This is a genomic window from Emticicia agri, assembly GCF_004168285.1.
Classification (GTDB): Bacteria; Bacteroidota; Bacteroidia; order Cytophagales; family Spirosomataceae; genus Emticicia; species Emticicia agri.
The window spans coordinates 11,701-34,813 of record NZ_SEWF01000025.1 but is presented as its reverse complement, the minus strand read 5'-3'; the positions used below and the strand labels follow the sequence as shown (position 1 = coordinate 34,813).

Genomic DNA, 23,113 nt, shown 5'->3' with positions numbered 1-23,113 from the left:
ATGAAGAACCAATAATTTTCGTAGAGACGCAATGCATTGCGTCTTCATTGGCCTGTGAATATAGACAATCATCTAATAGCAATCTATCTCTCTAAATTACATTTATTGGATTGCATAGCCCCTTGAAGACGCAACGCATTGCGTCTCTACAAAACTAAATAATACTATTTCCCCGGTGGCATAGAGGGCCTTACCTCAACTTTGCTTGGTAGGGTACGGGCTGGCATTTTTATTAAGTCTGAAACAATCTGACCAATGTCTTCCGGCTGAATCTTCCACGCATCTTTTTCGCTTGGGGTATGGTTGTTGAAATAAGTGGCCACCGAGCCGGGCATAATGGTAGATACTTTAATACCTTCCTGACGTAAATCCAACATCAGGGCCTGTGTAAAACCTACCAGACCAAATTTACTGGCATTGTAAGCAGTACCTTTATCGAAGAAATTAGCTCCTGCCAGACTGGCTATGGTAATGAAATAACCTTTTGAGGTTTTAAGCGCTTCTAAAGCGGCTTTGGCACTATAGAATACGCCCGTCAGATTAATATCAATGGTTTCATGCCATTGTTCCAATGAAATATCAGCGAATGTTACTAAATGCCCTACACCTGCATTGGCAATCACATAATCGAGTCGGCCCCATTTTTCTATAATGGCATCTACGGATTTTTGTTGAGAGTCAAAATCTCTTACATCAGAAACCAATGGAAGCGCATATCCCTCTTTGATTTTATTTAATGCTGCGGCTGCTTCGTCAGCGGCTTCCTGTGTGCGGCTGGTAATAGCTACTTTGATTCCTTCTTTAATTAATACTTCGGCTACACCATAGCCAATACCTTTTGAGCCTCCGGTAACAAGGGCTGTTCGGATAATTGTTGTGTTGTCAGACATAAGAGAATAATAAGTTTATTAGCCTATAACAATGGCCAATAAGAGATAGTTTAAGCGGGAGTTCAGATTTTTCGTTCTTTCAAAGGCTTAAGCAGATATTCCAGCCCGTTGAGTTTAATTTCGTACATGGTTGCCAGTAAAACACCCAGTTTCCCTTCAGGAAAGCCCTCTCTCTGAAACCATAATAAATAATGTTCTGGTAAGTCGCAGATAAGCCTGTCTTTGTACTTGCCAAATGGCATTCTGAAGGTAACCAATTCTTTGATAATGGCGGAGTTTGCTTCGTTCATTTGTTGGTGGATTAGACCCCATCCCCAGCCCTTCCCCAACAATGAGGAAGGGAGCGAAAACCCCTCTCCCCATTGTTGGGGAGAGGGGCAGGGGTGTGGGGTTTACTTCTTCTTCAATTTCATCTCAATCGGGTCCCAGTACACGATTTTATTATCAAAATAGCTCATGTTACAGGCCAATGCCGGAGCCGCCGCACGGAAACCGAAAATTGGGTCTTCTATGGTTTTCTGACTGTTGGCACGCATATTATCAAAAAAGTTTTTGAAGTGCTTGGCGTGTGCATCGTCGCCCTGTGGGGTATCAAACTTCACTTCTTTTACTGGCTCTGCTTTTCTGTCGCTTTCTGCATATTTGGCATCATACTCTTTCAAAAACTCTTTCTGCGTAGCTTCTGCAAAGGTCGGGAAACTCTCGCCATTGCCATAACCCGGTGCTTTAGGCAGTTTACGTTTAGTAAGGGTCAATCCTTGTGCACTCCATTGAATTTCACCTTCGGTACCTACAACCCGAGTTACGTTTTTAATAGCTCCGGCATTGGCAAAGTTTACCCGTAATACGGCCTGGAATTTCTTGTGTTTTTCGGTTTCAGGGTAATCTAATACAGTTACCATTACATCGGGTACATCACGGCCATCTTTCCAGTAACTTAATTCGCCGGACGAGAAAATCCTGTTTGGGCCGATAGCACCTGTGGCATAGTGCATACCTGTAATTAAGTGTACAAACAAGTCTCCGGCTACACCTGTGCCATAGTCTCTGTAATTTCTCCAACGGAAGAAACGTGTCGCATCAAAAGGACGTTTGGGCGCATCACCTAAAAATCTGTCCCAATCAATAGTTTGTGCTGAGGCATCAGGCGGAATAGAGTAGGTCCAGGCACCCAAAGCACTAAAACGGTCATAGGTAGCTTCAATGAAATTCAACTCACCTATTTCACCTGACTGTAATAGCCGCTGGGCTTCACCATAAGCCGCTCCACTGATAGGCTGGCTACCTACCTGCATAGTTTTGCCTGTTTTTTGCCAGGTTTCTATTACTTTTCTGCCTTCGTCTATGTGTTGTACCATTGGTTTTTCGCAATATACGGCTTTGCCTGCATTCAGTGCCGCAATTGAAATATGGTCGTGCCAATGGTCTGGAGTGGCTATAATTACCGCATCAATGTCTTTTCGGTTCAAGATTTCTCTGAAATCTCTGGTCGTAAAAAGGTCTTTGTTATAGACTTCTTTGCCTCTTACCAGACGTCCGTCATACAAATCGGCAGCAGCAACAAACTCTGCTTCGGGGTTACGTAAAGCTGCTTTGGTATCAGAATTGCCCTGAATACCTAAACCAATGGTAGCAATGCGGATTTTGTCGTTCGGACTTATTTTGAGGCTTTTAATAATATTGAATGGTTTGGCAAAAGATTCGGTAGCCATGAGTACTGAGGCCGCACCAATTCCTTTGATAAACTTCCTGCGTGAAGGTGTCATAATGGACGATTGTTGGGGTTAAATACGTGAGGGTATAAATTTAGCGGTAGATTGGGTTTAATGCAAGTAAATGCAATACTTGTCAGGCATTATTTTTCACCAATGTGCTCCTCCTTTTACAATCCAGAAGTAAATTATTGTCATTATAATATTTGTCAAGGTATTGGCAACTAAGAACGGAATAAAAATTTGTCTGCGTTGAAATTTGTCCTTAACTGCTAAATAAAAAAATGGCAATTCAATGATTAGGGTCGCAATAAATGAAGTAACCATTCCGAGTGTAAAACCTTGTAGCTTGTAGTCTCCGTATCTTGTCTTTCCGCCCCAGAAATCGTGATTACCTATAAGTGTCGAAAAGTGAGGTGCGATATAATCAAGTCCGATAAACATTGAAACATAATTGCCAATGATGATTAACCAAGTCCTGTTTGGTATTTTGAACTTGCTAATGATTGCACTTTCTTTCCAACCAATAACAGCATTTAAAATCAATAAATGAAAAACTCCAAACCACATCATCGGTGAACCAGCATTCGCAAAAACCATTGTTGGCAAAGCTGTCAATAGAAAAGCCAGTCCTGATACTTTATTCTTTTGGTCTATTGTCATTGGGGGTTGTTATTTACACTTGTCTTTAACGGTTTAAGTATTGTAGCATTGGAGGATTTTTAACACAAAAACTTAATCGAAGAACGGATGTTGAGTCTTGCACAAATGTCTGATAGGAACTGTTCAGTACTGCTTTTGGCGATGTATAATTTTTAACAATACTTAAACCATACAAGCCAGAATAACTACGCCAATTAATTACTCGTTGTATCTACCTCAACCTCTCCACTGGTTTCTAAAGAATCTATGGCAAATACACCCTTGGTTTTTCTCATGGTATAGTGAGTAAAGTCCTGGTCGGCCTCCATACCTACGCCATGTATCTCATCAAATCTGGTTTTGATAATAAAAGGTAAATCGGTATATATCTTTTTTTTAGTAGAGCTCCAGTTAAGCAGATCAGTAGAAAGACTTTGTTGTTGCAGACGATTAAAGAAAAAAACATTACCCATTACTCTGTAAAGCCCCTCATTTTTGAAATAACGCCCCGAATCTCCTCTGAGAGAAGAGTATTCAACTCCGTTCTTATCAAAAAAAGTAACATATACAGTTTTCGGATAAATCTCGTCTTCACTTTGTAGTTTTATTTGTTGCGCAGTGGTAACCTTTATGGTAGTTTTGCCTGAATCACTCATCATAATAGCCAGATTATCAGTTACCATCATAGGACCATTATACTTCTGAGGTGGCCCTGTTTTCTTTTTGTCCTCGCAAGAGATAAGCAAGATATTACCAAAGACAAGTAAACTGAGCATCAGGTTTCTGCTACTAATGGCAAACATATTTTTCATAGCCAAAGCTATTAATCAGTTTTAGTTTTAAGAAACCAGCGGGTATCAATCAATGAGAAACCTAATGAAATCTTGAAGTAATTTTCTTTTACCAGACCATTACCGGTTAGCCCTCTTGTTCCCACCGATAAACCTAAATCAATATAACTCAGGTTTCTGAAACCTAATGGGGTAGACAAACCAAAGGTGAAACTTCTATCCGTTACCTGTGTAGTATTTACTAAATAAGGTGTCTTGGTTTGCTGAAAACCGACACGATAGAATACCTGATCGAAATAAGCCGTAGAGGTTACTTTTGGCAGAAATTCTACGCCTAACGAAATCCGGTCTCCGGCAGTCAGGTTGCTTTCAGCTCTGCCCTGAAAATTGCGGTAATTTGTCCAGTCCTGTCTGCTATATTCTGCTGCAAAAATCCATTTCAATGGGCTTTCAATGCTGATTCCCAAAGCATATTGTGACGGAAGCACCAAGCTACCTGACGCAATACCTAAAGTATCAGGTTTTTTAAGAATCTGCGGACCGTTTTGTCCTTCTATCAGGGTCGTTAAACTTCGTAGCTGGCTTCCTTTCAATTTGCTCTGCAATTCATAAGTGCCTCCCACATTCAGAAACCATTTGCTACTCAGTTTTTGTTGCCACATAAATCCGGCTTTTAATCCTACTCCATTGGCATTGATACGGTCTGAATAGCGCAGGTAATAGTCTTCACCATCGTTCAGCAACAATCTTGAAGTCGTGTCGCGGCTTATACTGCCAAAATAATACGCACCTTCAAGACCCACATAAAGCGATTTGCCTATCATGTGGCCACTACCTACAGTAGCTTTAGAAAAACCACCCTGTCCTTTATAAATATATTGTACCGAGTTGGTTGTTCCCTGAATAGTAGACGTATAACGTGATTCGTATTCTACACTTGAATGAGGTCTCAACCCTACCGACATAGTCCATTTGGGTTTCATGCCAAACGCCATCATGACATGGCTCAGGTTTGCACCAAAATCGGTTTGTGAGTTTGTACCGTCTGAAATGGTTCTGTATTGCCCGCGGATACCTGTACTGAAGGCAACAAAACGGGTTTTCACTAACATGGCAGGATTCAACGTATTGACATAAATACCGTTACCGAAAGTTAAGCCTGTGCCTCCCATCGCATCTCCGGGAATCGCATTGGCAGGTGTAATATCACCAATGCCTAAAGCAGAATAAGGCGAATTACCTGTGAGTCTGGATTCTTTTCTTTGAGCGTAGGTATCAGTAAGTACAAGAGTGCAAACGAGAAAAAAATTAAGGAGTAGTAAGTTTTTCAACATTGTATCTTAAAATTCGGTTTAGCCCAATCAGGACTAAATTTGGTATCAATTCAATTTTTATATTGTCAATCGGCCAGTTTTGTGTTGAGCCAATTTCAAATGAGCCCGCAAAGTTCGGCTTTTTTATTTGACTTTCAAAGAAAGAAGCATCGCCACCACATAAGATTACCTGACATTTGCCCAATTGGCTGTAATTTTCTATCATTCCGTTTACTTCGGCAATGATTCCATTCACTACACCACTCTGAATACAGGCTTTGGTATTCTTACCAATCAGCGGTGGAATAGCTCCCTCGGCTTCTACTAAGGGGAGCCTTTTTGTAAACGTATGGAGCGCCTCGAATCGTATTCTCATACCAGGAGAAATTATGCCTCCTCTGAATATTCCTTTCGGCTTTTTTTCATCTGTAGACACATAACTGTCATCAATCGACACATAGTCGTACTTGATAGCTGTGCCCATGTCTATAATCAGACAATTGGTAGCGGGATATAAAAAATTGGCTCCCACTGCTGCCGCCAGACGGTCAGATCCTAAAGTCTGGGGTGTTTCATAATCTTTCTCAATCGGTAAGGCTGTTGATGAGTTCAGAATGATTTTACCGAAACTTACCTGCTCAAATATAGCTTCTAATTCCTGCTGATTTTTAGTTACCGAAGAAATGAGTGCCTTTTTAACTTTTTTTAACGAAAGGAAATCGTCTAAAGCCTCAATCTCTAATCCTGTACTGACTTCTACCAGTTCATCATCCTCAAACAGACCTACTTTGGCAAAAGTATTGCCGATGTCAACAACTCCGAACATGGCTATTCTTCTGTTTTTTTAACCCCCTCTTTTTTTGACTTCTTCCGAATTTTTTTCGGGCGTTTCACTATGTCAATCGGATAACCCAATAATTCTCTTATCACCACAGACGCACAAACGCCCCCAAAGGCTGCGGGTATATACGAAATAGTGCCATAAGCCGAGCGTTTAAAATTGCTCCCATCAGTCAGTATCAACGAATCCCGCTTCACAGCCTCGGTCGAAAAGACTGCTTTTATTCCATAATTAACGCCTAATTTCTTGATGCGCTTGCGTACATATTGTGCAAACAAACATTCATAAGTATCATACAAATCAGCCACAAACAATTTGGTTGGGTCTAATTTCCCTCCTGCGCCCATCGAACTCACAATTCTTTGCTTCTGCTCATAGGCTGTCGATAACAGTGTGAGTTTAGGCGTAATGCTATCAATGCAGTCCATTACATAATCATACTTTACTGTCAGAATTTCCCGACATTTTTCAGGTGTCAAAAATTCCTTTACTACATTGAGTTTTAGTTCAGGATTAATAGCCAACAGGCGTTCGGCCATAATATCGGCTTTCGATACGCCGTGATTGGTCGCCAGCGCAGGTAGTTGTCGGTTTCGGTTGCTGGGGTCAACTACATCGCCATCTACAATAGTCATTTCGCCTACACCGGCACGGCAGATAAACTCGGCTGCAAAAGAGCCTACACCACCTAAGCCAACAACCAGTACGTGTGCATTTTGTAAAGCATCAATTCCTTCTTTTCCGACCAACAACTCGGAACGAGACAACCAAGCAGGCATAATTTATAAAGCGTAGTATTGTAAAAGATTTAATAAACTTCAAAGGTAAGTACAAATGATGGAATTGCGTTAATCATGCACACAAGAAGATAAGAATTGTCTTCAATGAGCAACTCACTTCTAACATTGACTGATAGAAACCTTTCGTATATTTCCCTATGTCTAATTCTAATATACTATCAGGAAATACTGTCAGAAAAAAAAGATAATTATTCAATTATGGTGAGCTAAATAAGGCATTTAAATAAATAATGCCCCTTCTACAAGCCGATGAATAAAATTATCTTGTATTGCTTTTAAATTCTACCTAAATTTTTGCACCCAAAAGAGGCCACTCAAAGAAGAAACAATGAGCAATCAACTAAATGTTTTAGTAGCTGACGACTATCCTGCTATCATTAATGGTGTAATAGTAGAGTTTAAGACTGAACAAAACTTAAAAGTTGTAGCAGTTACGCAAAATGTCAATGAAATTGAAGCTAAAATAATTCAGTACAAGATAGATATTCTGATTACCGACTGCTGGTTCAGGAGTGTCAGCTATGAGACTTTTATCAAGAATCTGAGGCTTAAATACCCGCTATTGAAAATTATAATTTATACGCAGGAAGAAAGATTCTTTTTTGTGAAAGATATACTGCCCAGTATCAATGGATATGTTCTGAAAATTGAACCAGAAGGTGTTCTTATGAAAGCTATTCAGCGAGTGCTGCAAAATAAGAAAGCCATCAGCGAAGATATCAGAGACAGTATCGATACAGATATTTATTTCAATAACTCTTTATCGAAACAGGAAAACAAAATTCTGAGCTATCGTATCAGCGGTATTTCTAATAAGCTCATTTCAGACCAGATATCTATTTCTGAAAAAACGGTGCGGAAACACATTGACAATGCCCGAAAAAAATTAGGATTCCACAGAACCGAAGAAATGATGCGCTGGTTCTGGAAAGGGAATAAATAATATGTTTGCCTTGCTATCGGTCTTGCATAAGCTTTATGTAAGACCGATTTTCTTTTTCTATGTGCTGCTGTTCCATAAAAACTACTCAGAATGAGTAGGAAAATTACACAACTTGCTTATTTGAAAACCTTGTATAAAAGTAAAAATTTGTATGATGCAAACCATATCTTTTATACGATGAAAACCCTATACGTAACTAAAAAAGTACAGGTTTTGATAGATAATATCCGATACCTACAAGCTGATATTAACTATACTACCATTTTTACCTGCCAGAAAGAAAATATCATTTCTACTACAACCATCAAAAGGTTAAATGATAAACTTGACTCCGATAATTTTATCAGAATCAACAAAAAAATCATCATCAATCGCGTATTTATCAGGAATTACAGCTTCGATAATAACAAAATTATTCTTGACAACGGTGAAATATTCAGCCTTTCACGCCGTAAAAACCGTGCTCTCCGGGATATACTTGAAATTCATTAAACCCTCCATAAATTATTATTCATTTTTAACGATTATCAAATACAATTAGAATATGAGAAAAATTGTACCCCTAACCTTCGTAATCAGCACTCTTTTTGCCCTGAATCAAGGCATTGACTACTGGAAAGAAAACGCTCAGCCCGATAGCAAAAGCTATGAATCAGTCATCAGCAATGCTGATAATATACAAGCAAAAACTCAGCCAAAACAAGTTGAAGAGAAAACAAGTATGGCTCAGATAAAGTCTTTATATAAAGAGGTATCAGCTTTTGTTACAGACCACTTATTTGATTTTTCATCAAATGAGGTAGATGAAATGAAGCCACTTGGTTCAGATGAAATCTTTAGTGCCAATATAGGCGATGCCTGCCCTGTATTGCCTGTACCTACTATATCGTTTACAGATGCCAATGTATCTTCATCATTTGCAGGGTGTAGTGGTATTTCTTTAACTGCGGCAGGTTGCGGTGGTAATCAGGTAAGATGGTACCGGAATGGCCTTTATGAAGGTACAGGTACGACTTTTACCGGATATCCGAGTACTAATGCTAATTATTATGCCGAGTGTTCAGATGGGGCTTCTTGCACCAGTACCAAGAGTAACTCACTGCATGTGCCTGTATGGAATGCGAGAGTTATTCCGACAAATATTCCGCCAACTGTTTGTACTGGTGATAGTTTAGAACTTGCCGTAGAATTCTATACAGCAAGTTCTACCAATTTCCCGTTAGCACCATCTTATCAATGGCGGAAAGATGGTTATCCTGTTTCAGGTGCTACTAATTCTACGTATAAAGCTAAAGTTAGTGGCTACTATTCGGTTTTTATCAATATTCCTTTGCCATTTAAAAATACCTGTACAACTAATGCGTATGCCAACTCCCGGGTAAATGTTTTACCAACAGCTACCATTTCCGCTACTACGCCCACCACTGTCTGTCCTGGTAATAATGTAAAAATGCAATGGAATTACGATTATGAATTTAATCAGGGCGGAGGAACACTAACCTTTCAATGGAAAAAAGGGGGTATAGATATTACTGGTGCAACAAGTACTAATTTTATTGCTACACAAGGGCCGGGGGCTTATACCTTAACCGTTACAAAAAACGGGTGTTCTTCTACTTCTGCCCCTATTAATGTTACCAACTCCGGCACTGCCCCTACACAAAAACCAGTTATCAGAGATATGAATGGTGTAGCCGTAACCAGTACTGTTTACACTTGTGGATATACTACGCTATATGGCAATGGTTGTGCAAATGGCCAGACATTGAGATGGTATGTGAAGGGTTCAGAGTATGTTCAAGGTACAGGCTCATCAGTCGGAGCATTTGCCACTACATACGGTAGCAAATACTATGCACGTTGCTCCACAGGCGAAACTTGTGACGGTGTAGCAAGCGATACAGTTTTAGTAGCCGTAGCAAGGGTTGAAGTTACAAAAACACTGGGTGCGACAGCATGTAACCCTACTATATTAACTGCCAGTAGCACACCGGGTACCAATGTGACTTTCCAATGGTATAAAGACTCTAATCTTATCAACGGAGCAACAGCTAACCAGTATAGCACGCACGAAGAAGGTTATTATCAGGTAGCGGCATCTTTTACTAACCTGTTTAATAACGGCACATGTAACCCGACGTCAAGCTCGATGAATACTACAAGTACTCAAGCCGCTGCAACACCTGTGATTACTGCCTGTGCCGGAGCCAATCCAGGTACCTGTACCCCATTGGTATCACCAATCAATACGTATTCCGGTTCACCGGTTACTCTTCAGGTAAGCAATTGTAATGGTACTGTTGTGTGGTCAACAGGTGCTTCGGCAACCAGTATAGTAGTGTCTGCCAGTGGCACTTATACTGCTAAATGTACCAATACACTTTGTACAAGCCCTAACGGGAATACTATTCAGGTAATAGTGGCCGCATGTAGTAGTTCGCTTACGCTCTCGCACCCGGCCAACGATATAACCAGTAACCCCAATGCGAATGGTAATTTAAGGCAGGCTTCAGCCTCTAACGGTTCTATTACCGCTACTAACTGGGTAACCGGCAATGGCACTAAGGCAACTTATGCAGCAAAGAGTGTTACACTATCGCCGGGTTTTATAGCAGATACCGGAACAATATTTACGGCAAATACAGGAGGATGTAATTAGCCGGATAAGCAACAAAGGGTTCAGACAATCTGAACCCTTTGTTTTATCGACAAACTACAAATAATTCTTTGAGAGAGTCTTCGATAGGATTACCATTTTGGGCATCTATTGCTATTCTTTCTAACAGAGGGCTATCGCATATATGGTTTGCTTTATATACCCTAAGTATTTCATTCACACTCTTCAAATCTTTATTTTGATAGGCTGTTGTAATCCATTCAAAATATACCTGCTTTGATAAAAAAGCACCATCGAGACCTCCGTTCCGAACCCAGTCAACAAAGGCTTGTGGTTTACCTAATCTGAAAAAAATCTCTTTTACAAATACTATATTCACATCCAGATCTTTTACAGATACTTGTTTTAACCCTTTGGCAAGGTTGTAGTCAGGACTTTTCAACGCATGGGCATATACCCTGAACAATTTAGCCGACACGTTTTCCGGTGCTTTTGCTATCACCTTATCAAAATCACCGATAGCATCATCATAGCGACCTTGTACAAGGGCAATTTTTCCTTTTTGCATAAGGGCGTTGACATAATCGGGCGATAATAGCAATATTTTGTCCAGTGTCTCTTCGCCCGTAGCAATCGCATTATTGTTAATTTCAACCAAAGATTTTAATTCTAATAATTTTACCGATGGCGGATGCCTCTGTATCTCTTTTTCAAGAAGGCGTTTTATACTTGCCGTATATAGTTGCTTTTGCTCAAGCGACAAACCACTGGCAATTACTGTTTTGTGCATAAAAGTCAACTGCTCCACCATATTCAGATTTACAGCCGAGCGAATCGTATAAGCCTTGTTCGACAAAGCTATCAGATTTTCAATGGTAGGTTCGGTAATTGCTTTGGAGAAAGTACGATACGAGCGAATATTGGTATAGGTAAACTGATAAAAAATAGTGGCTAAGATACCAATAGCAAAGATTTTAATGACTGAGTAGTTTTGAGAAATAAAAGACAAAGTAATGCTTTTAGTATTGCTATGCTTATAGATATAGGCTAACATCAGCATAGCAAAAATACTGTTTACCAGACTATCAGGATTAAAAAAAGTGAAACAACAATAAAATACGACCCAACCTGTCAGTAGTAATCTGACCAAAAAAGGCAGGCTAATCTTTTGTATAGTATAAATAGCACTTATCCAGATAAAAATGTAAGCTAATCCGCCTAATAATCCTGCTGACACAAACCAGTCAAGAAAAACATTATGCGACCTGTCATACCATATACCCTCGGCAGCCAGATTAGGATTAAAGAACCGGGCATATACATAGTTGAAGTTTTCTTGTCCCCAGCCTAATACCCAATGCTCCATAAATCCTTTTGCAGCAATGCCCCAAACTAAAAAACGTGCGCTCAAAGAACTGGTATCTTTTAAACGAGCCATAGGAATATTCCTGATAATCCACGGCACGGTACTCAGGCCATATAAAATAAATACGACGCCCACCGAAATCAGAAACCCTTTCAGAAATACTTTTCGTCGCTGTTGTTCTTTAACCCTGTTCAGCAGGTAGAGCATACTCATAACCAGACCTGCAATCATCAGGGCTATGTAAAAAGTTCTGGTTAAAGTCTGCACGATTACCCAGACCATCAGCAGGCTACTTAGCAACAGCAACCATTTATATTTTGGCTGATATTTTATGTAATATATTACAATCAAAAAAAGGTGATTAGCCAGATAAAAGCATAAAAAAGCCGGATTACCTATGGTAGAAATAAGCCTTAAACCTATTTCTTTCCCCGATAAGACCGCCCACATTGCTACCAGACTGCTGATAATGAGCATGAACAGAAAAATGTTTTTTTGCTGTTTATCTTCATTTATCAAAGCTACCAGCCAGAAGAAAAATATACAGAGCATAATTGTATTGATTGCACCTTCCATACGCTCAAAGGTAGCTCCTATACTCAGCAGGTTGTCATAAGATAGTATATTGGCTATCAGACTTATGAGTAAAAAAGCAGTGATAGCTATGGAAAGCGGATTATAGCTGATAGTTGGCGGCTCTTTTTTGATAATCAGCACGCTGATACTTCCTACAATGACACAGCACTGAAATAGCAGTGCTTTGGGTACTATATACCCATAAAATCCGGTATTGTCATAAATAAGAGGTATCAGTAAGATAAGAAACAAAGGAATACTACTGAAATACTTGAAGAATCGGGTCATTTAATGCATCATGATGATTAGTTACAGGTAATTTCGATATTATTCATGAATTCATCAGTAAGATTGTCTTCAAATTTATTCTACGGTCAGTCGGGGTTTGTTATAATTTGATAATAAAACATCTATACCTTACTATCTGAATAAAAGTAACCTGATTGTCCTTATCAATTTGTATATAGATAACCCAACAATAAGTAAACTTAATAACACTGTTATACTGTCAGGGAGAATATAGTTGTCGATTGTTATTTGGGTGATATGCTCCCTTTCAGGATTTCTACCTAAAAGGGATATAACTCAATGAAAAGTTTTCATTGCTAACAAATACACTGAACAAGCCTGTAAGCAGCTATAAAATGGAAGTTTTAAATAGGCTCTTGGCATTACATAAAAACCTGACATATTTAGTGTTATTTACTTGATTTCATCGCCTTTACCACTTTCAAACCCTTATCATTTACAAATTTTTCATACTCCGGCGAATTGCTGGCATATAAGGCAACTTTGCCCTCATGATTGCTATGCACACCCCAACCGTATCTTTTGGTTAAAGGTGAGGCCCTTAAACAGGCTTGCCCTTTCGAAAAAAACTGTTTTCTGGCTTCTTCATACTCAGCCTCTGTTAAATCATGCTTATCAGCAAAGACCTGAAACAGCACATCGTCTGAGGTATATTTATAGGGATTTTTTATAAGCATGTCAAACTGTATGTTGGCAGCGGTTTTAGCATCTCCTTTTACAGGTGGCACTTCTCCGTTAGTAACCGGACAATCGGTAGCAATTTCTATAAATGTATCGTAATAGTTTGTTGTATGTGTTTTCATGAAAGCGTGTATTTATTAGTTACTAAAGTTGTATCATATTGAATAGTAAATCTAATACAATTTTAAAAAATTAGAGAAAAGCATAGCTAATTATACCCCCAATATTTAGGCATTGGTTCTGATTGATTTCATAATGTCTCATCTTGATTATAGCTTTTCGGGTTAACATAAACATATTCCACTATAAAAATCTAAGAATAGTCTGATTTATTCTTTTTAGGTTTATATTTGTTGGGTTCTATAATAACCCTAAACAATAGATTTAACCTGACTTGATGATGAAACGTTTACGCATTATTTTTCTGCTTTCTCTTACGCTTTCTCAACTTTTTGCCCAGGACCTCCGCAAAGGATTTGTTAATCCGCCCCACTCGGCTAAACCTGTGGTCTGGTGGCATTGGACTGGCAGCAATATTACCCGAGAGGGTATTACCAAAGACCTTGAATGGATGAAACGCACAGGTATAGGTGGTTTTCAGGCATTTGATGTATCGTTGGGAAGTGGGCAGACGGTAGAGAAAAAAGTAAAATACATGACGCCCGAATGGCTCGAACTATTCAGACATACTGCCGCAGAAGCCGACCGTTTAGGACTGGACATGACCGTAGTAACCGCAGCAGGCTGGAGCGAAACAGGGGGAGTATGGGTAAAACCACAGGAAGCCATGAAAAAAGTAGTCTGGAGCGAACTACAAGTAAAAGGCGGTACCAGTTTCAATGCTGCTTTGCCCTTGCCGCCTACTGTAAATGGACCCATACGCAATCTGCCTAAGGGGGGAGGTTTTGGCGGTGGAACAGCCAAAGATAAAACATTATATGCCGACCAGTTTATACTGGCATTCAAAACACCAGAGGCCGCATTGGTATCAGCTAAACCTACCATTACAAATCATAAAGGCGAAACCATTGCACCGGAAGCCCTATTAGATGACGATCTGACATCTAAAATCAAAATAGAAACCCCTAAACCTGACCAACCTATTTATTTACAATACGAGTATGCGCAACCTTTCACTGCCCGTTCATTTTCATTGGCTTTAGGTAGTGCCGGGTTTTTCCCAAGCACGAGCATGCGTCCGGGAATGTTACAGGTGAGCGATGATGGCAAAAACTTCAAAACCTTTCATATTATTTCAGGGGCACAGCATGATATACGGGCTTTGCCTATCCGTACTTTTTCTTTCCCCGAGGTTACAGGCAAATTCTTTCGGGTAGTATTTTTAAGTGGTCCGGGTGTTACCGTTACTACTGTTGGTGGGCCTGATGATACTGGCGGATTCATGGGGCCAGCTACTCCACCTAAATCATTCGATATAGCAGAAGTTATTTTCAGAAGTGTTGCCAGAGTGAACCGATGGGAAGACAAAGCCAATTTTGCCCCGATGTTTGCTTTTGACACTTTTCAAACACCTGAAACAGGAGCTTCATCTGCTATTAATCCTAATGAAATGATTGACCTCACTTCAAAACTGAAAATAGATGGCACCTTAGAATGGCAGGTTCCGGCTGGTAACTGGACTATCCTACGTTTGGGCTATTCGTTGACAGGCGCAAAAAACGGTCCTGCCATTGGCGACGCAACCGGATTAGAGGTAGATAAACTCAATAAAGAACACCTTTTGTCTTATATGAGTCAATGGTCGAATCCGTTGGCTACGGCTTTAGGCAATTTATATGGCAAAAGCTTGAAGTATTTTCTGGTAGATAGTTACGAAGCCGATGCCCAGAACTGGAGTGAAAACATTGTAACCGAGTTTAAGAATCGTCGGGGGTATGACCCTATCAGATACTTACCCACACTATCGGGCTATATTGTTGACAATGCCGAAGTAAGCGACCGTTTTCTTTGGGATTACCGACTAACCATTGCTGATTTGCTGGTAGATAACCATTATGCTGCCCTGACAGAATTTGCCCATAAACAAGGCATTAAAACCTACGGAGAAGTAGGAGGAATTTCGATGCCGATTATACAAGATGCCCTGCGGAACAAAGGTGCGGTGGATATTCCGATGGGTGAGTTTGGAATGACCCAAGGTTTAGGTAGTGGCGCAGAAAAAGACTGGACGTCTCCCGCTGACCTCGAAAACCAGAAAGCCTATGGTGGGGCAAACGACCGCCTGAATGCCCATCAGGCCGATGTGCGGGAAGTGGCTTCTGCCGGACATATATATGGCAAAAAAGTAGTAGCGGCCGAATCATGGACGGGTGGTGGCTATGAAGCTCCGGCAGATTTGAAATTCATTGGTGATTACTGGAGCACACAGGGTATCAACCAGTTTATTTTCCATACATCAGCCCATCAGCCTTTAGATACCAAGCCCGGTAATACAATGGTGGGTACACACTTCCATAGAAATATAACCTGGGCAGAGCAGGCCAAGCCTTTTGTCGATTACATTACCCGTAATCAATACCTCTTGCAGGAAGGTCGTTTTGTGGCTGACATTGCCTATTATTTAGGCGAAGATATTCCTGCGGCTGTGCCTTACTGGGAAAAACTGCGCTACGAAATACCGAATGGCTATGATTATGACTTTGTAAACACCGAAATTCTGAACCGATTTACGGTAGAAAATGGCGATTTAGTATTGCCGAGCGGTATGCGCTATAAAGTATTGGTATTGCCTGAAAAAATGACAATGACTTTGCCTGTTTTAGAGAAAATTGAAGCTTTGGTTAAAGAAGGTGCTACGATTGTGGGCCCTAAACCTGAAAAATCTCCAGGCCTTGTGGGGTATCCTGCTGTGGATAATACAATTGCCATGAAAGCCAACGAAATATGGGGTGTTGCCGATGGGAAATTTATTTATCAGAACAGATACGGCAAAGGAAGAGTATTCTGGAATGCACCACTTATGGGTATTTTTGGACAAATGGGTATTAAAAAAGATGTAGAATATACGTTGCCGCATACCAATACCCGCATCAACTGGATTCACAGACAAACGGCTGATGCTGATTATTATTTTCTGCTGAATATGCGTAAACAAACCGAAGACATCAGTATAAATTTCAGAATTACAGGCAAAGTGCCGGAATTATGGCGTGCCGATAAAGGTACTACTGAGCCATTGGCTTATACTATTGATAATGGCATTACTACTGTGAAACTTCACCTGAATCCACAGGAGTCGGTTTTTGTGGTTTTCCAGCAAACCACCACACAAAACCAAAAGGCCGTTGTGGATAAGTCTGTGGATATTGTGAATAACCTGTCTGCCAACTGGACATTGAATTTTCCCGAAAAATGGGGAGCACCTAAACAGGTAGTCTTACCTCAACTCATTTCATGGACAGACCATGTCGACGCAGGGGTGCAATCTTTCAGTGGTACAGCTAAATACACCAAAACCATCGAAATTAAGAAACCTGCCCCTAATAGTTCGTTGATACTCGATTTAGGAACAGTAAAAGATATAGCAGTCGTCTCGCTTAATGGTATTGTACTTGATACCCTATGGAAAGCGCCTTATCAGATTGACATCACAAAAGCGGCTAAACCGGGTAAGAATACCTTAGCAATCAGTATAACTAATCAATGGAGCAACCGCATAGCCGCAGATGCCAGACTCCCTAAAGAATCAAAAATTCTGGCATCAGGAGGCGGTGGCTTGGGAGGTACACCTAAAGCCAAAGAATCGGGGCTGATTGGGCCTGTAGTGATTATTCGGAAGCGATAAAATACATAGCTTTACAGGTATACCATTGCTAATTCCCAAAAACATTTACATAACATCTTCTTAACATTCACACAAACCCTACTGATATTTTCGTTATTTTTGAGAAAAAATTGTTATTTCCTTATGTCTGCATTCTCCCGAAAATCCATACTATTTGTAATCATTACGGTTATGGTCAGTGCTTGTTTGCCCGTTAAAACACCAACTACCACAACCAACACCAATACTACTTCTAACAAAGTAAACTTTGCCAAAGGTTTTCCGGAGGGACTGGAAGATATTTCAAAAGGCAATTATTCATCAGGCAACGTAAAATTATCGGGTGGGGAATGGTATTTTGAAGATGCCATGATAGGCGGAACTACCAGCGATACCCGAAACGGTGAAAAGGCTATCAGAATCAGAGAAAAAGGTTTTGTGCGGATGAATTACGACCTTACGGGCGTGAGGGAAATAAAAATGGCCTATGGTGCTTATAAAGCTGACGGAGACAGCGAATGGGAGCTATACATATCAAGAGACAGTGGTGCCAACTGGACAAAATTAGGTAATCGGTTTCAGACCGATGGCAGCAAACTGAGTTTTATGCACATAACGGTCAATGAGCCTAATAAAGCCAGGTTTGAAATCAGAAAAGTATCGGGTGGTAGCAGTCGCCTGAATATTGACGATATTTCTATTATTACTTCAGCCACTATGCCCACTACAAGTACTGCCAAAGCTACCCGTGAGGATAATCTGGCCATGGGGAATCCGAGCAATGCTACATTTAAGGACGAAAACAATTACCTGATGATGAAGCCGCAATATGTGGTATCTTATAGCAGAGCTCGCAGTTCGGCCAATTGGGTAAGCTGGCATTTAAGTACCGCATGGAAAGGAGATATAGAAAGAACAGACAATTTCAAAGCAGACGATGCTCTGCCCTCGGGTTGGTACAAAGTACAAAACAGCGACTATGTGGGTTCAGGGTTTGATAGAGGGCATTTGTGTCCGTCAGACGACAGAGACAGAACCATTGCCGACAATGAGGCTACATTCTTATTAACGAATATTATTCCGCAGGCACCTAATAATAACCGTGGGGCATGGGCAGAGTTAGAAGCCTATTGCCGTAAAGTGGCCGAGGCAGGTAATGAGTTATACATTGTAGCAGGGGTATATGGCAAGGCCGGAATAGGAACAAACGGAGGAAAGAGTTTTACTTTAGATAACGGGAAAATGGTAGTGCCTGAATCTATCTGGAAGGTAATTGTTATTTTGCCAAATGGTACAGATGATGTCAACAGAATCAATGAACAGACACGCATTATAGCTGTGAATATGCCTAACAAGCAAACCATGAAAGATACCAAATGGGGCGAATACCGATTGAGTGTAGATGATCTGGAGAAAATTACAGGCTACGATTTCTTGTCGAATGTACCAACGGCCATTCAGAAAACGTTAGAAAGTAGAATGGACGACGGCCCTACGCTTAAGGTATCGGCTACCCGACCATAAGGCTATGATTAACACCAGATGAAAAGATTCAACCTATGAGAAAATTCTACTTTAACTTACTATTACTTTGTTTACTTTCTGCGTTTGGAATGGCGCAGAATTTCACCTCCTCTAATTTACCTATCGTCATCATCAATACCCAGGGATTAACTATTGCAGACGACCCGAAAATTAAGGCAAAAATGGACATCATTTATAACGGCCCGGGTAAAGTCAATAACCTGACCGACCAACCTAATCATTACAGTGGTTTTATAGGTGTTGAGTACCGTGGTTCTTCGTCGCAGATGTTTCCTAAAAAAAGCCTTGGCATTGAGCTATGGGACGATAAAAACAACTCGAAAGATGCCAGTTTATTTGGTATGCCTGAAGAGTCAGACTGGATTCTGTATGCATCTTATAACGAAAAGAGCCTGATGCACAACGTGCTGACCATGAAGCTGGCTCGTGAGATGGGCATGTATGCCAGCCGTACACAATATGTAGAGGTATTTATTAATAACCAGTATATGGGTGTATATGTGTTTATGGAAAAAATCAAGCGTGCACCGGGTAGGGTTGATATTGCCAAATTGAAAGAAGATGATTTGACAGGCGATGCTATTACAGGGGGCTATATTTTTAAAGTAGATAAAACTACCGGAGAAGCCACAGGCGGCTGGACATCTCAATATCAGAATTATCCTCCGGTTACTAACCGTACTTATTATCAGTATGAAGCTCCTAAAACAATCACACCTGAGCAAAAGAAGTATATCAGTACTTATGTTTCTACTGCCGAAACGGCATTAAGGGGTAATAATTTCAGAGATAAAGAAAATGGCTACCGCAAGTATTTTGATACGCACTCGTTTATCGGTTTATTTCTTGCAAATGAGATTTCCAAAAATGTAGATGGGTATCGTATCAGTACATTTTTTTATAAAGACAAAGACAGTAAAGGAGGCAAAATAAAAGCAGGCCCACCCTGGGATTATGACATTGCCTATGGAAACGGTAATTATTGCGACGGGCAATACTACCAGGGTTTCTCGTATAAATTCAACAATGTTTGTCCGAACGATGGCTTTCAGGTACCTTTCTGGTGGGAGCGTATGATGGAAGATTCAGCTTTTGTACGTGAATTAGGCGAAGAATATGCTTTTCAGCGCAAGCGTGGAGCCTTTCAGTTAGATAAAATCAACAGGTATATTGATAGCCTGACCACAGAGCTACAAGCACCAGCCTTCCGTAACTTCCAGAAATGGCCTATTTTAGGGGTATATGTATGGCCACAACCTAATCCGATTTCCGGTAGCTGGTTTGGTGAAGTTGACGAACTGAAAACATTTATAGCTAACCGGTTACAATGGCTTGATGCCAACATTAAACAACCTGCAGACTTAAGGATTACAAGCAATGAAGAAAATTCTGCCAATCTATTGGCTATGAATGCCTATCCGAATCCGTTTTTAGACAGAATTTATATCACCATTCATTCACCCAAATCAGAAAAAGCAAATCTGGTACTCTATGATGCCAATGGCAAAATACTGACACAGATTCAGGAAACCTTGCAGATAGGCAAAAATGAGGTAATGATACAGATACCCTCTGAGTTGCATCTGAGCAGTATTAATCTGCTACAATTAGAGGCAAACGGGCATAAGCTGGTGAAGAGAATGGTGCAGAAATAAGTATCATTCAGCAGGATAAATCATATAAGTGTGCGGAATTCCGTCTTCGATATAGTCATTACCTGTCAGTTCAAAGCCTAACGACCGGTAAAATTTTTCAAGGTATTTCTGTGCTCCGATTTTAATAGGTGCTTGTCCGAAAAGGTCAAGCACTTTTTTTATAGATTTTTCCATCAATACTCTTCCTAAACCTCCACCTCTCGCTTTCGGAACAGTAACAACTCTACCGATTGAGGTATAACCCTGATAATATACATCTTTATCAAAAAGCCTTGTATAGGCCACAAGTTGCTGATTTTCATCAAATACCATCAGATGTTGTGCAAGCTGGTCTTTGCCATCAGCATCCAGAAAAGGGCAGTTCTGCTCTACAATAAATACTTCTTGTCTTAAAGCCAGAACCGCATATAATTCGTCAAGACTGAGTTCGTAGAAAGGTATACATTTGGTAGTAATTGATAAATCGGGCATATATATTTGTAGCTATTATAAACAGAAAGTTAATTCATTTATTTTGCCACAATGTACACAACCTAAACACAATGTTACATAATTAGCAATTATCAAATAGTGTAACATTGTGACTTCTCGTGTACATTGTGGCAATTCTTAAAAAGTATAAAAATGCTGCTCAATTTACATACACATCTTTTGAAAAAACAAGCCAACGAACAGATTATTTTCAACGAGATAATCCCTGATTCGGAAGAAGGTTTAGAGAATTTCAGCTTACAAGGTACTGATAACTGGTTATCAGCAGGAATACATCCGTGGTATATCAACGAGCAACTCTATAATCTTCAATTAAAAAAACTGGCAGGAATAGCACAAGACCCGGCTATTAAATTCATAGGAGAATGTGGGCTTGACCGACTCAAAGGCGCCCCTTTACCTTTGCAGGAAGAAATCTTTATCAAACAAATCAGAATAGCCGAAGACCTGAAAAAGCCTGTGATTATTCATTGTGTAAAATGCTACAATGAATTACTTTCTATCAAAAAAATAGTCAGGCCCCGGGTACCCATGATAGTACATGGCTTTAATACCAAAATAGAAATAGCCCGACAATTGATTGATAAAGGCTTCTATTTATCATTAGGCGGTGCATTGTTACATGAAGAATCGAATGCGCTGAAAGTTTTAAAGGAAATCCCTCTGGAAAGGCTTTTTCTTGAAACAGATGATAAGGATATTTCGATTATAGCTATTTATCAGAAAGCAGCAGAAGTAAGGGGTTTATCAATGGAGGAATTGGAGAAGATAATTTTTGATAATTATTTAGGTTTGGTTGGCAATGTATGACGATTTTTCAAATCGTCTCCTCCGGATATGGCAAATAGTAGTATTCCTCTATCAATTGAATATCTCATTTCGCAAACAGGACGATTTAAAAAATCGTCATACATTTTTACTACTTTTGCGCCACGAGTTAAAAGAAAGCCAATGAATACAGCCGAAACGCAACTAAGAACTGTCAATATCACCCGCTATGTTACCCCTCTGCGTGAGGGGGGCTCGTTGCCGGCTATTGCTGAAGCTGACGACGATTTTCTCTATGTAATCAAGTTTCGTGGGGCCGGACAAGGCGTAAAAGCCCTGATTGCCGAACTGATAGGCGGAGAACTCGCCCGTGCCTTGGGCTTACGTATGCCGGAAATGGTCTTTGCCAACCTTGATGAAGCCTTTGGCAGAACCGAACCCGACGAAGAAATACAGGATTTATTACAGGCAAGCGTGGGTTTGAATCTGGGTGTACATTACCTGTCAGGTGCTATTACTTTTGACCCTGTGTTGAATGTGGTTAATCCCAGACTCGCTTCACAGATTGTCTGGTTAGATTGCCTGCTTACCAATGTGGACCGTACAGCCCGCAATACCAATATGCTTATGTGGCACAAAGAACTCTGGCTGATAGACCACGGGGCATCACTCTATTTTCATCATTCATGGGACAACTGGAAAGAGCAATCGCTCAGACCTTTTGTACAGGTAAAAGACCATGTATTACTCCCCTTTGCTACCGAGATAGAAGAGGTAGATAAAGAGTACAGACAAAAAATTACACCTCAATTGATACAGGCTATTGTGGACTTAATACCTGAAGCGTGGTTAGAAGACCCTTCATTGGCAGAATCACCAGCGGAAAGACGAGCCGTTTATGCCCAATTTTTAGAATCACGAGTATCTCACTCCGAAAACTTTGTTAACGAAGCACAGCATGCAAGAAAATCACTTATATGAGTATGCCGTAGTCCGTATTGTACCACGGGTAGAAAGAGAAGAATTTCTGAATGTAGGGGTGATTCTCTATTGCCCTAAAAAAGGCTTTCTGAAAGTCAGGTACCAATTAGATGCAGCACGCCTGAAAGCTTTTTCCTGCAAGCTGGAGGTAGCAGAACTGGAAGAATACCTGCATACCTTAGAACGCATCTGTATCGGTGGTAAAAATGGTGGGCCTATCGGGGTTTTACCCATTGCTTCCCGTTTCCGTTGGCTTACTGCTACCCGTAGCACCATTATCCAGACCTCAAAAATCCATCCGGGCTTTTGTATCGACCCGGAAGAGACGCTTGGACGATTGTTTGAGCAGTTGGTGTTGTGATACAATTCTTTGACTCATTTATTGGTGCCAGCCTGACACCTGATAA

Annotated in this window: 20 protein-coding genes; 9 read left to right on the top strand and 11 right to left on the bottom strand. The window is 40.4% G+C overall.

Going from position 1 to position 23,113, the window contains the following annotated elements; genetic code table 11:
• Positions 1 to 164 precede the first annotated feature (164 nt).
• From EWM59_RS16780 to EWM59_RS16745, 8 genes are all read right to left on the bottom strand, one after another.
• Positions 165 to 890: an SDR family oxidoreductase gene (locus EWM59_RS16780; protein WP_130022386.1), complete on the bottom strand. Its 726-nt coding sequence runs from the start codon at positions 888 to 890 to the stop codon at positions 165 to 167.
• Between the two features lie 62 nt (positions 891 to 952).
• A complete protein-coding gene (locus tag EWM59_RS16775) occupies positions 953 to 1,180 on the bottom strand; it encodes a DUF3820 family protein (RefSeq protein ID WP_116982286.1) in 228 nt (75 codons plus the stop codon).
• A 102-nt stretch (positions 1,181 to 1,282) separates the two neighbouring features.
• A complete protein-coding gene (locus EWM59_RS16770; RefSeq protein ID WP_130022385.1) occupies positions 1,283 to 2,656 on the bottom strand; it encodes a Gfo/Idh/MocA family protein in 1,374 nt (457 codons plus the stop codon).
• A 96-nt stretch (positions 2,657 to 2,752) separates the two neighbouring features.
• Entirely contained in the window at positions 2,753 to 3,265 is a 513-nt protein-coding gene (locus EWM59_RS16765) for a hypothetical protein (protein WP_130022384.1), read from the bottom strand.
• Between the two features lie 194 nt (positions 3,266 to 3,459).
• On the bottom strand, positions 3,460 to 4,056 hold the full coding sequence (gene lptC / locus EWM59_RS16760; protein ID WP_130022383.1) for an LPS export ABC transporter periplasmic protein LptC: 597 nt from the start codon (positions 4,054 to 4,056) through the stop codon (positions 3,460 to 3,462).
• Between the two features lie 11 nt (positions 4,057 to 4,067).
• A complete protein-coding gene (gene bamG / locus EWM59_RS16755) occupies positions 4,068 to 5,369 on the bottom strand; it encodes a BamG family beta-barrel-assembly machinery protein (RefSeq protein ID WP_130022382.1) in 1,302 nt (433 codons plus the stop codon).
• Positions 5,344 to 6,174 (bottom strand): type III pantothenate kinase, encoded by an 831-nt coding sequence (locus tag EWM59_RS16750; protein ID WP_130022381.1) that lies wholly within the window; start codon positions 6,172 to 6,174, stop codon positions 5,344 to 5,346. Before EWM59_RS16750 ends, bamG begins: the two co-directional genes overlap by 26 nt.
• A gap of 2 nt (positions 6,175 to 6,176) precedes the next feature.
• Positions 6,177 to 6,968 (bottom strand): tRNA threonylcarbamoyladenosine dehydratase, encoded by a 792-nt coding sequence (locus tag EWM59_RS16745; RefSeq protein WP_130022380.1) that lies wholly within the window; start codon positions 6,966 to 6,968, stop codon positions 6,177 to 6,179.
• 349 nt (positions 6,969 to 7,317) lie between these two features.
• Here EWM59_RS16745 and EWM59_RS16740 point away from each other — a divergent pair, with 349 nt between their 5' ends.
• The 3 genes from EWM59_RS16740 (at position 7,318) to EWM59_RS16730 (ending at position 10,591) form a co-directional block, all read left to right on the top strand.
• Positions 7,318 to 7,932, top strand: a complete 615-nt coding sequence (locus EWM59_RS16740) for a LuxR C-terminal-related transcriptional regulator (RefSeq protein ID WP_130022379.1) — start codon at positions 7,318 to 7,320, stop codon at positions 7,930 to 7,932.
• A 177-nt stretch (positions 7,933 to 8,109) separates the two neighbouring features.
• Positions 8,110 to 8,424, top strand: coding sequence for a LytTR family transcriptional regulator DNA-binding domain-containing protein (locus EWM59_RS16735; protein WP_165372201.1), 315 nt, complete (start codon positions 8,110 to 8,112; stop codon positions 8,422 to 8,424).
• Between the two features lie 52 nt (positions 8,425 to 8,476).
• The gene (locus tag EWM59_RS16730; protein ID WP_130022377.1) at positions 8,477 to 10,591 is read left to right on the top strand and encodes a 3-coathanger stack domain-containing protein; all 2,115 of its coding nucleotides are present in this window, start codon (positions 8,477 to 8,479) and stop codon (positions 10,589 to 10,591) included.
• 43 nt (positions 10,592 to 10,634) lie between these two features.
• Here the strand turns inward: EWM59_RS16730 and EWM59_RS16725 are convergent, their stop codons facing one another.
• Both EWM59_RS16725 and EWM59_RS16720 read right to left on the bottom strand, forming a co-directional pair.
• Complete coding sequence (locus EWM59_RS16725) at positions 10,635 to 12,779, bottom strand: O-antigen ligase family protein (protein WP_130022376.1); 2,145 nt, start codon at positions 12,777 to 12,779, stop codon at positions 10,635 to 10,637.
• A 410-nt stretch (positions 12,780 to 13,189) separates the two neighbouring features.
• Entirely contained in the window at positions 13,190 to 13,603 is a 414-nt protein-coding gene (locus tag EWM59_RS16720; RefSeq protein ID WP_130022375.1) for a DUF6157 family protein, read from the bottom strand.
• Positions 13,604 to 13,878: 275 nt separating this feature from the next.
• Here EWM59_RS16720 and EWM59_RS16715 point away from each other — a divergent pair, with 275 nt between their 5' ends.
• The 3 genes from EWM59_RS16715 (at position 13,879) to EWM59_RS16705 (ending at position 20,465) form a co-directional block, all read left to right on the top strand.
• The gene (locus EWM59_RS16715) at positions 13,879 to 17,286 is read left to right on the top strand and encodes a glycosyl hydrolase (RefSeq protein ID WP_130022374.1); all 3,408 of its coding nucleotides are present in this window, start codon (positions 13,879 to 13,881) and stop codon (positions 17,284 to 17,286) included.
• Positions 17,287 to 17,409: 123 nt separating this feature from the next.
• Positions 17,410 to 18,789, top strand: coding sequence for a DNA/RNA non-specific endonuclease (locus EWM59_RS28415; RefSeq protein ID WP_130022373.1), 1,380 nt, complete (start codon positions 17,410 to 17,412; stop codon positions 18,787 to 18,789).
• A 35-nt stretch (positions 18,790 to 18,824) separates the two neighbouring features.
• Positions 18,825 to 20,465, top strand: coding sequence for a CotH kinase family protein (locus tag EWM59_RS16705; RefSeq protein ID WP_130022372.1), 1,641 nt, complete (start codon positions 18,825 to 18,827; stop codon positions 20,463 to 20,465).
• Between the two features lie 3 nt (positions 20,466 to 20,468).
• Here EWM59_RS16705 and EWM59_RS16700 read toward each other — a convergent pair whose 3' ends face one another.
• A complete protein-coding gene (locus tag EWM59_RS16700) occupies positions 20,469 to 20,936 on the bottom strand; it encodes a GNAT family N-acetyltransferase (RefSeq protein WP_130022371.1) in 468 nt (155 codons plus the stop codon).
• 180 nt (positions 20,937 to 21,116) lie between these two features.
• Here EWM59_RS16700 and EWM59_RS16695 point away from each other — a divergent pair, with 180 nt between their 5' ends.
• The 3 genes from EWM59_RS16695 (at position 21,117) to EWM59_RS16685 (ending at position 23,067) form a co-directional block, all read left to right on the top strand.
• Positions 21,117 to 21,767 carry a TatD family hydrolase gene (locus EWM59_RS16695; RefSeq protein WP_165372200.1) on the top strand — a complete coding sequence of 217 codons (651 nt, stop codon included), beginning with the start codon at positions 21,117 to 21,119 and terminating at the stop codon, positions 21,765 to 21,767.
• A 141-nt stretch (positions 21,768 to 21,908) separates the two neighbouring features.
• Complete coding sequence (locus EWM59_RS16690) at positions 21,909 to 22,706, top strand: HipA family kinase (protein ID WP_130022369.1); 798 nt, start codon at positions 21,909 to 21,911, stop codon at positions 22,704 to 22,706.
• A complete protein-coding gene (locus tag EWM59_RS16685) occupies positions 22,684 to 23,067 on the top strand; it encodes a DUF3037 domain-containing protein (protein WP_130022368.1) in 384 nt (127 codons plus the stop codon). Before EWM59_RS16690 ends, EWM59_RS16685 begins: the two co-directional genes overlap by 23 nt.
• The last annotated feature ends 46 nt before the right edge of the window (positions 23,068 to 23,113 follow it).

Coding starts and splice junctions, on each gene's coding strand:
- EWM59_RS16780 (WP_130022386.1), bottom strand. CDS start 890: ATGTCTGACAACACAACAATTATCCGAACAGCCCTTGTTACCGGAGGC.
- EWM59_RS16775 (WP_116982286.1), bottom strand. CDS start 1,180: ATGAACGAAGCAAACTCCGCCATTATCAAAGAATTGGTTACCTTCAGA.
- EWM59_RS16770 (WP_130022385.1), bottom strand. CDS start 2,656: ATGACACCTTCACGCAGGAAGTTTATCAAAGGAATTGGTGCGGCCTCA.
- EWM59_RS16765 (WP_130022384.1), bottom strand. CDS start 3,265: ATGACAATAGACCAAAAGAATAAAGTATCAGGACTGGCTTTTCTATTG.
- lptC (WP_130022383.1), bottom strand. CDS start 4,056: ATGAAAAATATGTTTGCCATTAGTAGCAGAAACCTGATGCTCAGTTTA.
- bamG (WP_130022382.1), bottom strand. CDS start 5,369: ATGTTGAAAAACTTACTACTCCTTAATTTTTTTCTCGTTTGCACTCTT.
- EWM59_RS16750 (WP_130022381.1), bottom strand. CDS start 6,174: ATGTTCGGAGTTGTTGACATCGGCAATACTTTTGCCAAAGTAGGTCTG.
- EWM59_RS16745 (WP_130022380.1), bottom strand. CDS start 6,968: ATGCCTGCTTGGTTGTCTCGTTCCGAGTTGTTGGTCGGAAAAGAAGGA.
- EWM59_RS16740 (WP_130022379.1), top strand. CDS start 7,318: ATGAGCAATCAACTAAATGTTTTAGTAGCTGACGACTATCCTGCTATC.
- EWM59_RS16735 (WP_165372201.1), top strand. CDS start 8,110: ATGAAAACCCTATACGTAACTAAAAAAGTACAGGTTTTGATAGATAAT.
- EWM59_RS16730 (WP_130022377.1), top strand. CDS start 8,477: ATGAGAAAAATTGTACCCCTAACCTTCGTAATCAGCACTCTTTTTGCC.
- EWM59_RS16725 (WP_130022376.1), bottom strand. CDS start 12,779: ATGACCCGATTCTTCAAGTATTTCAGTAGTATTCCTTTGTTTCTTATC.
- EWM59_RS16720 (WP_130022375.1), bottom strand. CDS start 13,603: ATGAAAACACATACAACAAACTATTACGATACATTTATAGAAATTGCT.
- EWM59_RS16715 (WP_130022374.1), top strand. CDS start 13,879: ATGATGAAACGTTTACGCATTATTTTTCTGCTTTCTCTTACGCTTTCT.
- EWM59_RS28415 (WP_130022373.1), top strand. CDS start 17,410: ATGTCTGCATTCTCCCGAAAATCCATACTATTTGTAATCATTACGGTT.
- EWM59_RS16705 (WP_130022372.1), top strand. CDS start 18,825: ATGAGAAAATTCTACTTTAACTTACTATTACTTTGTTTACTTTCTGCG.
- EWM59_RS16700 (WP_130022371.1), bottom strand. CDS start 20,936: ATGCCCGATTTATCAATTACTACCAAATGTATACCTTTCTACGAACTC.
- EWM59_RS16690 (WP_130022369.1), top strand. CDS start 21,909: ATGAATACAGCCGAAACGCAACTAAGAACTGTCAATATCACCCGCTAT.
- EWM59_RS16685 (WP_130022368.1), top strand. CDS start 22,684: ATGCAAGAAAATCACTTATATGAGTATGCCGTAGTCCGTATTGTACCA.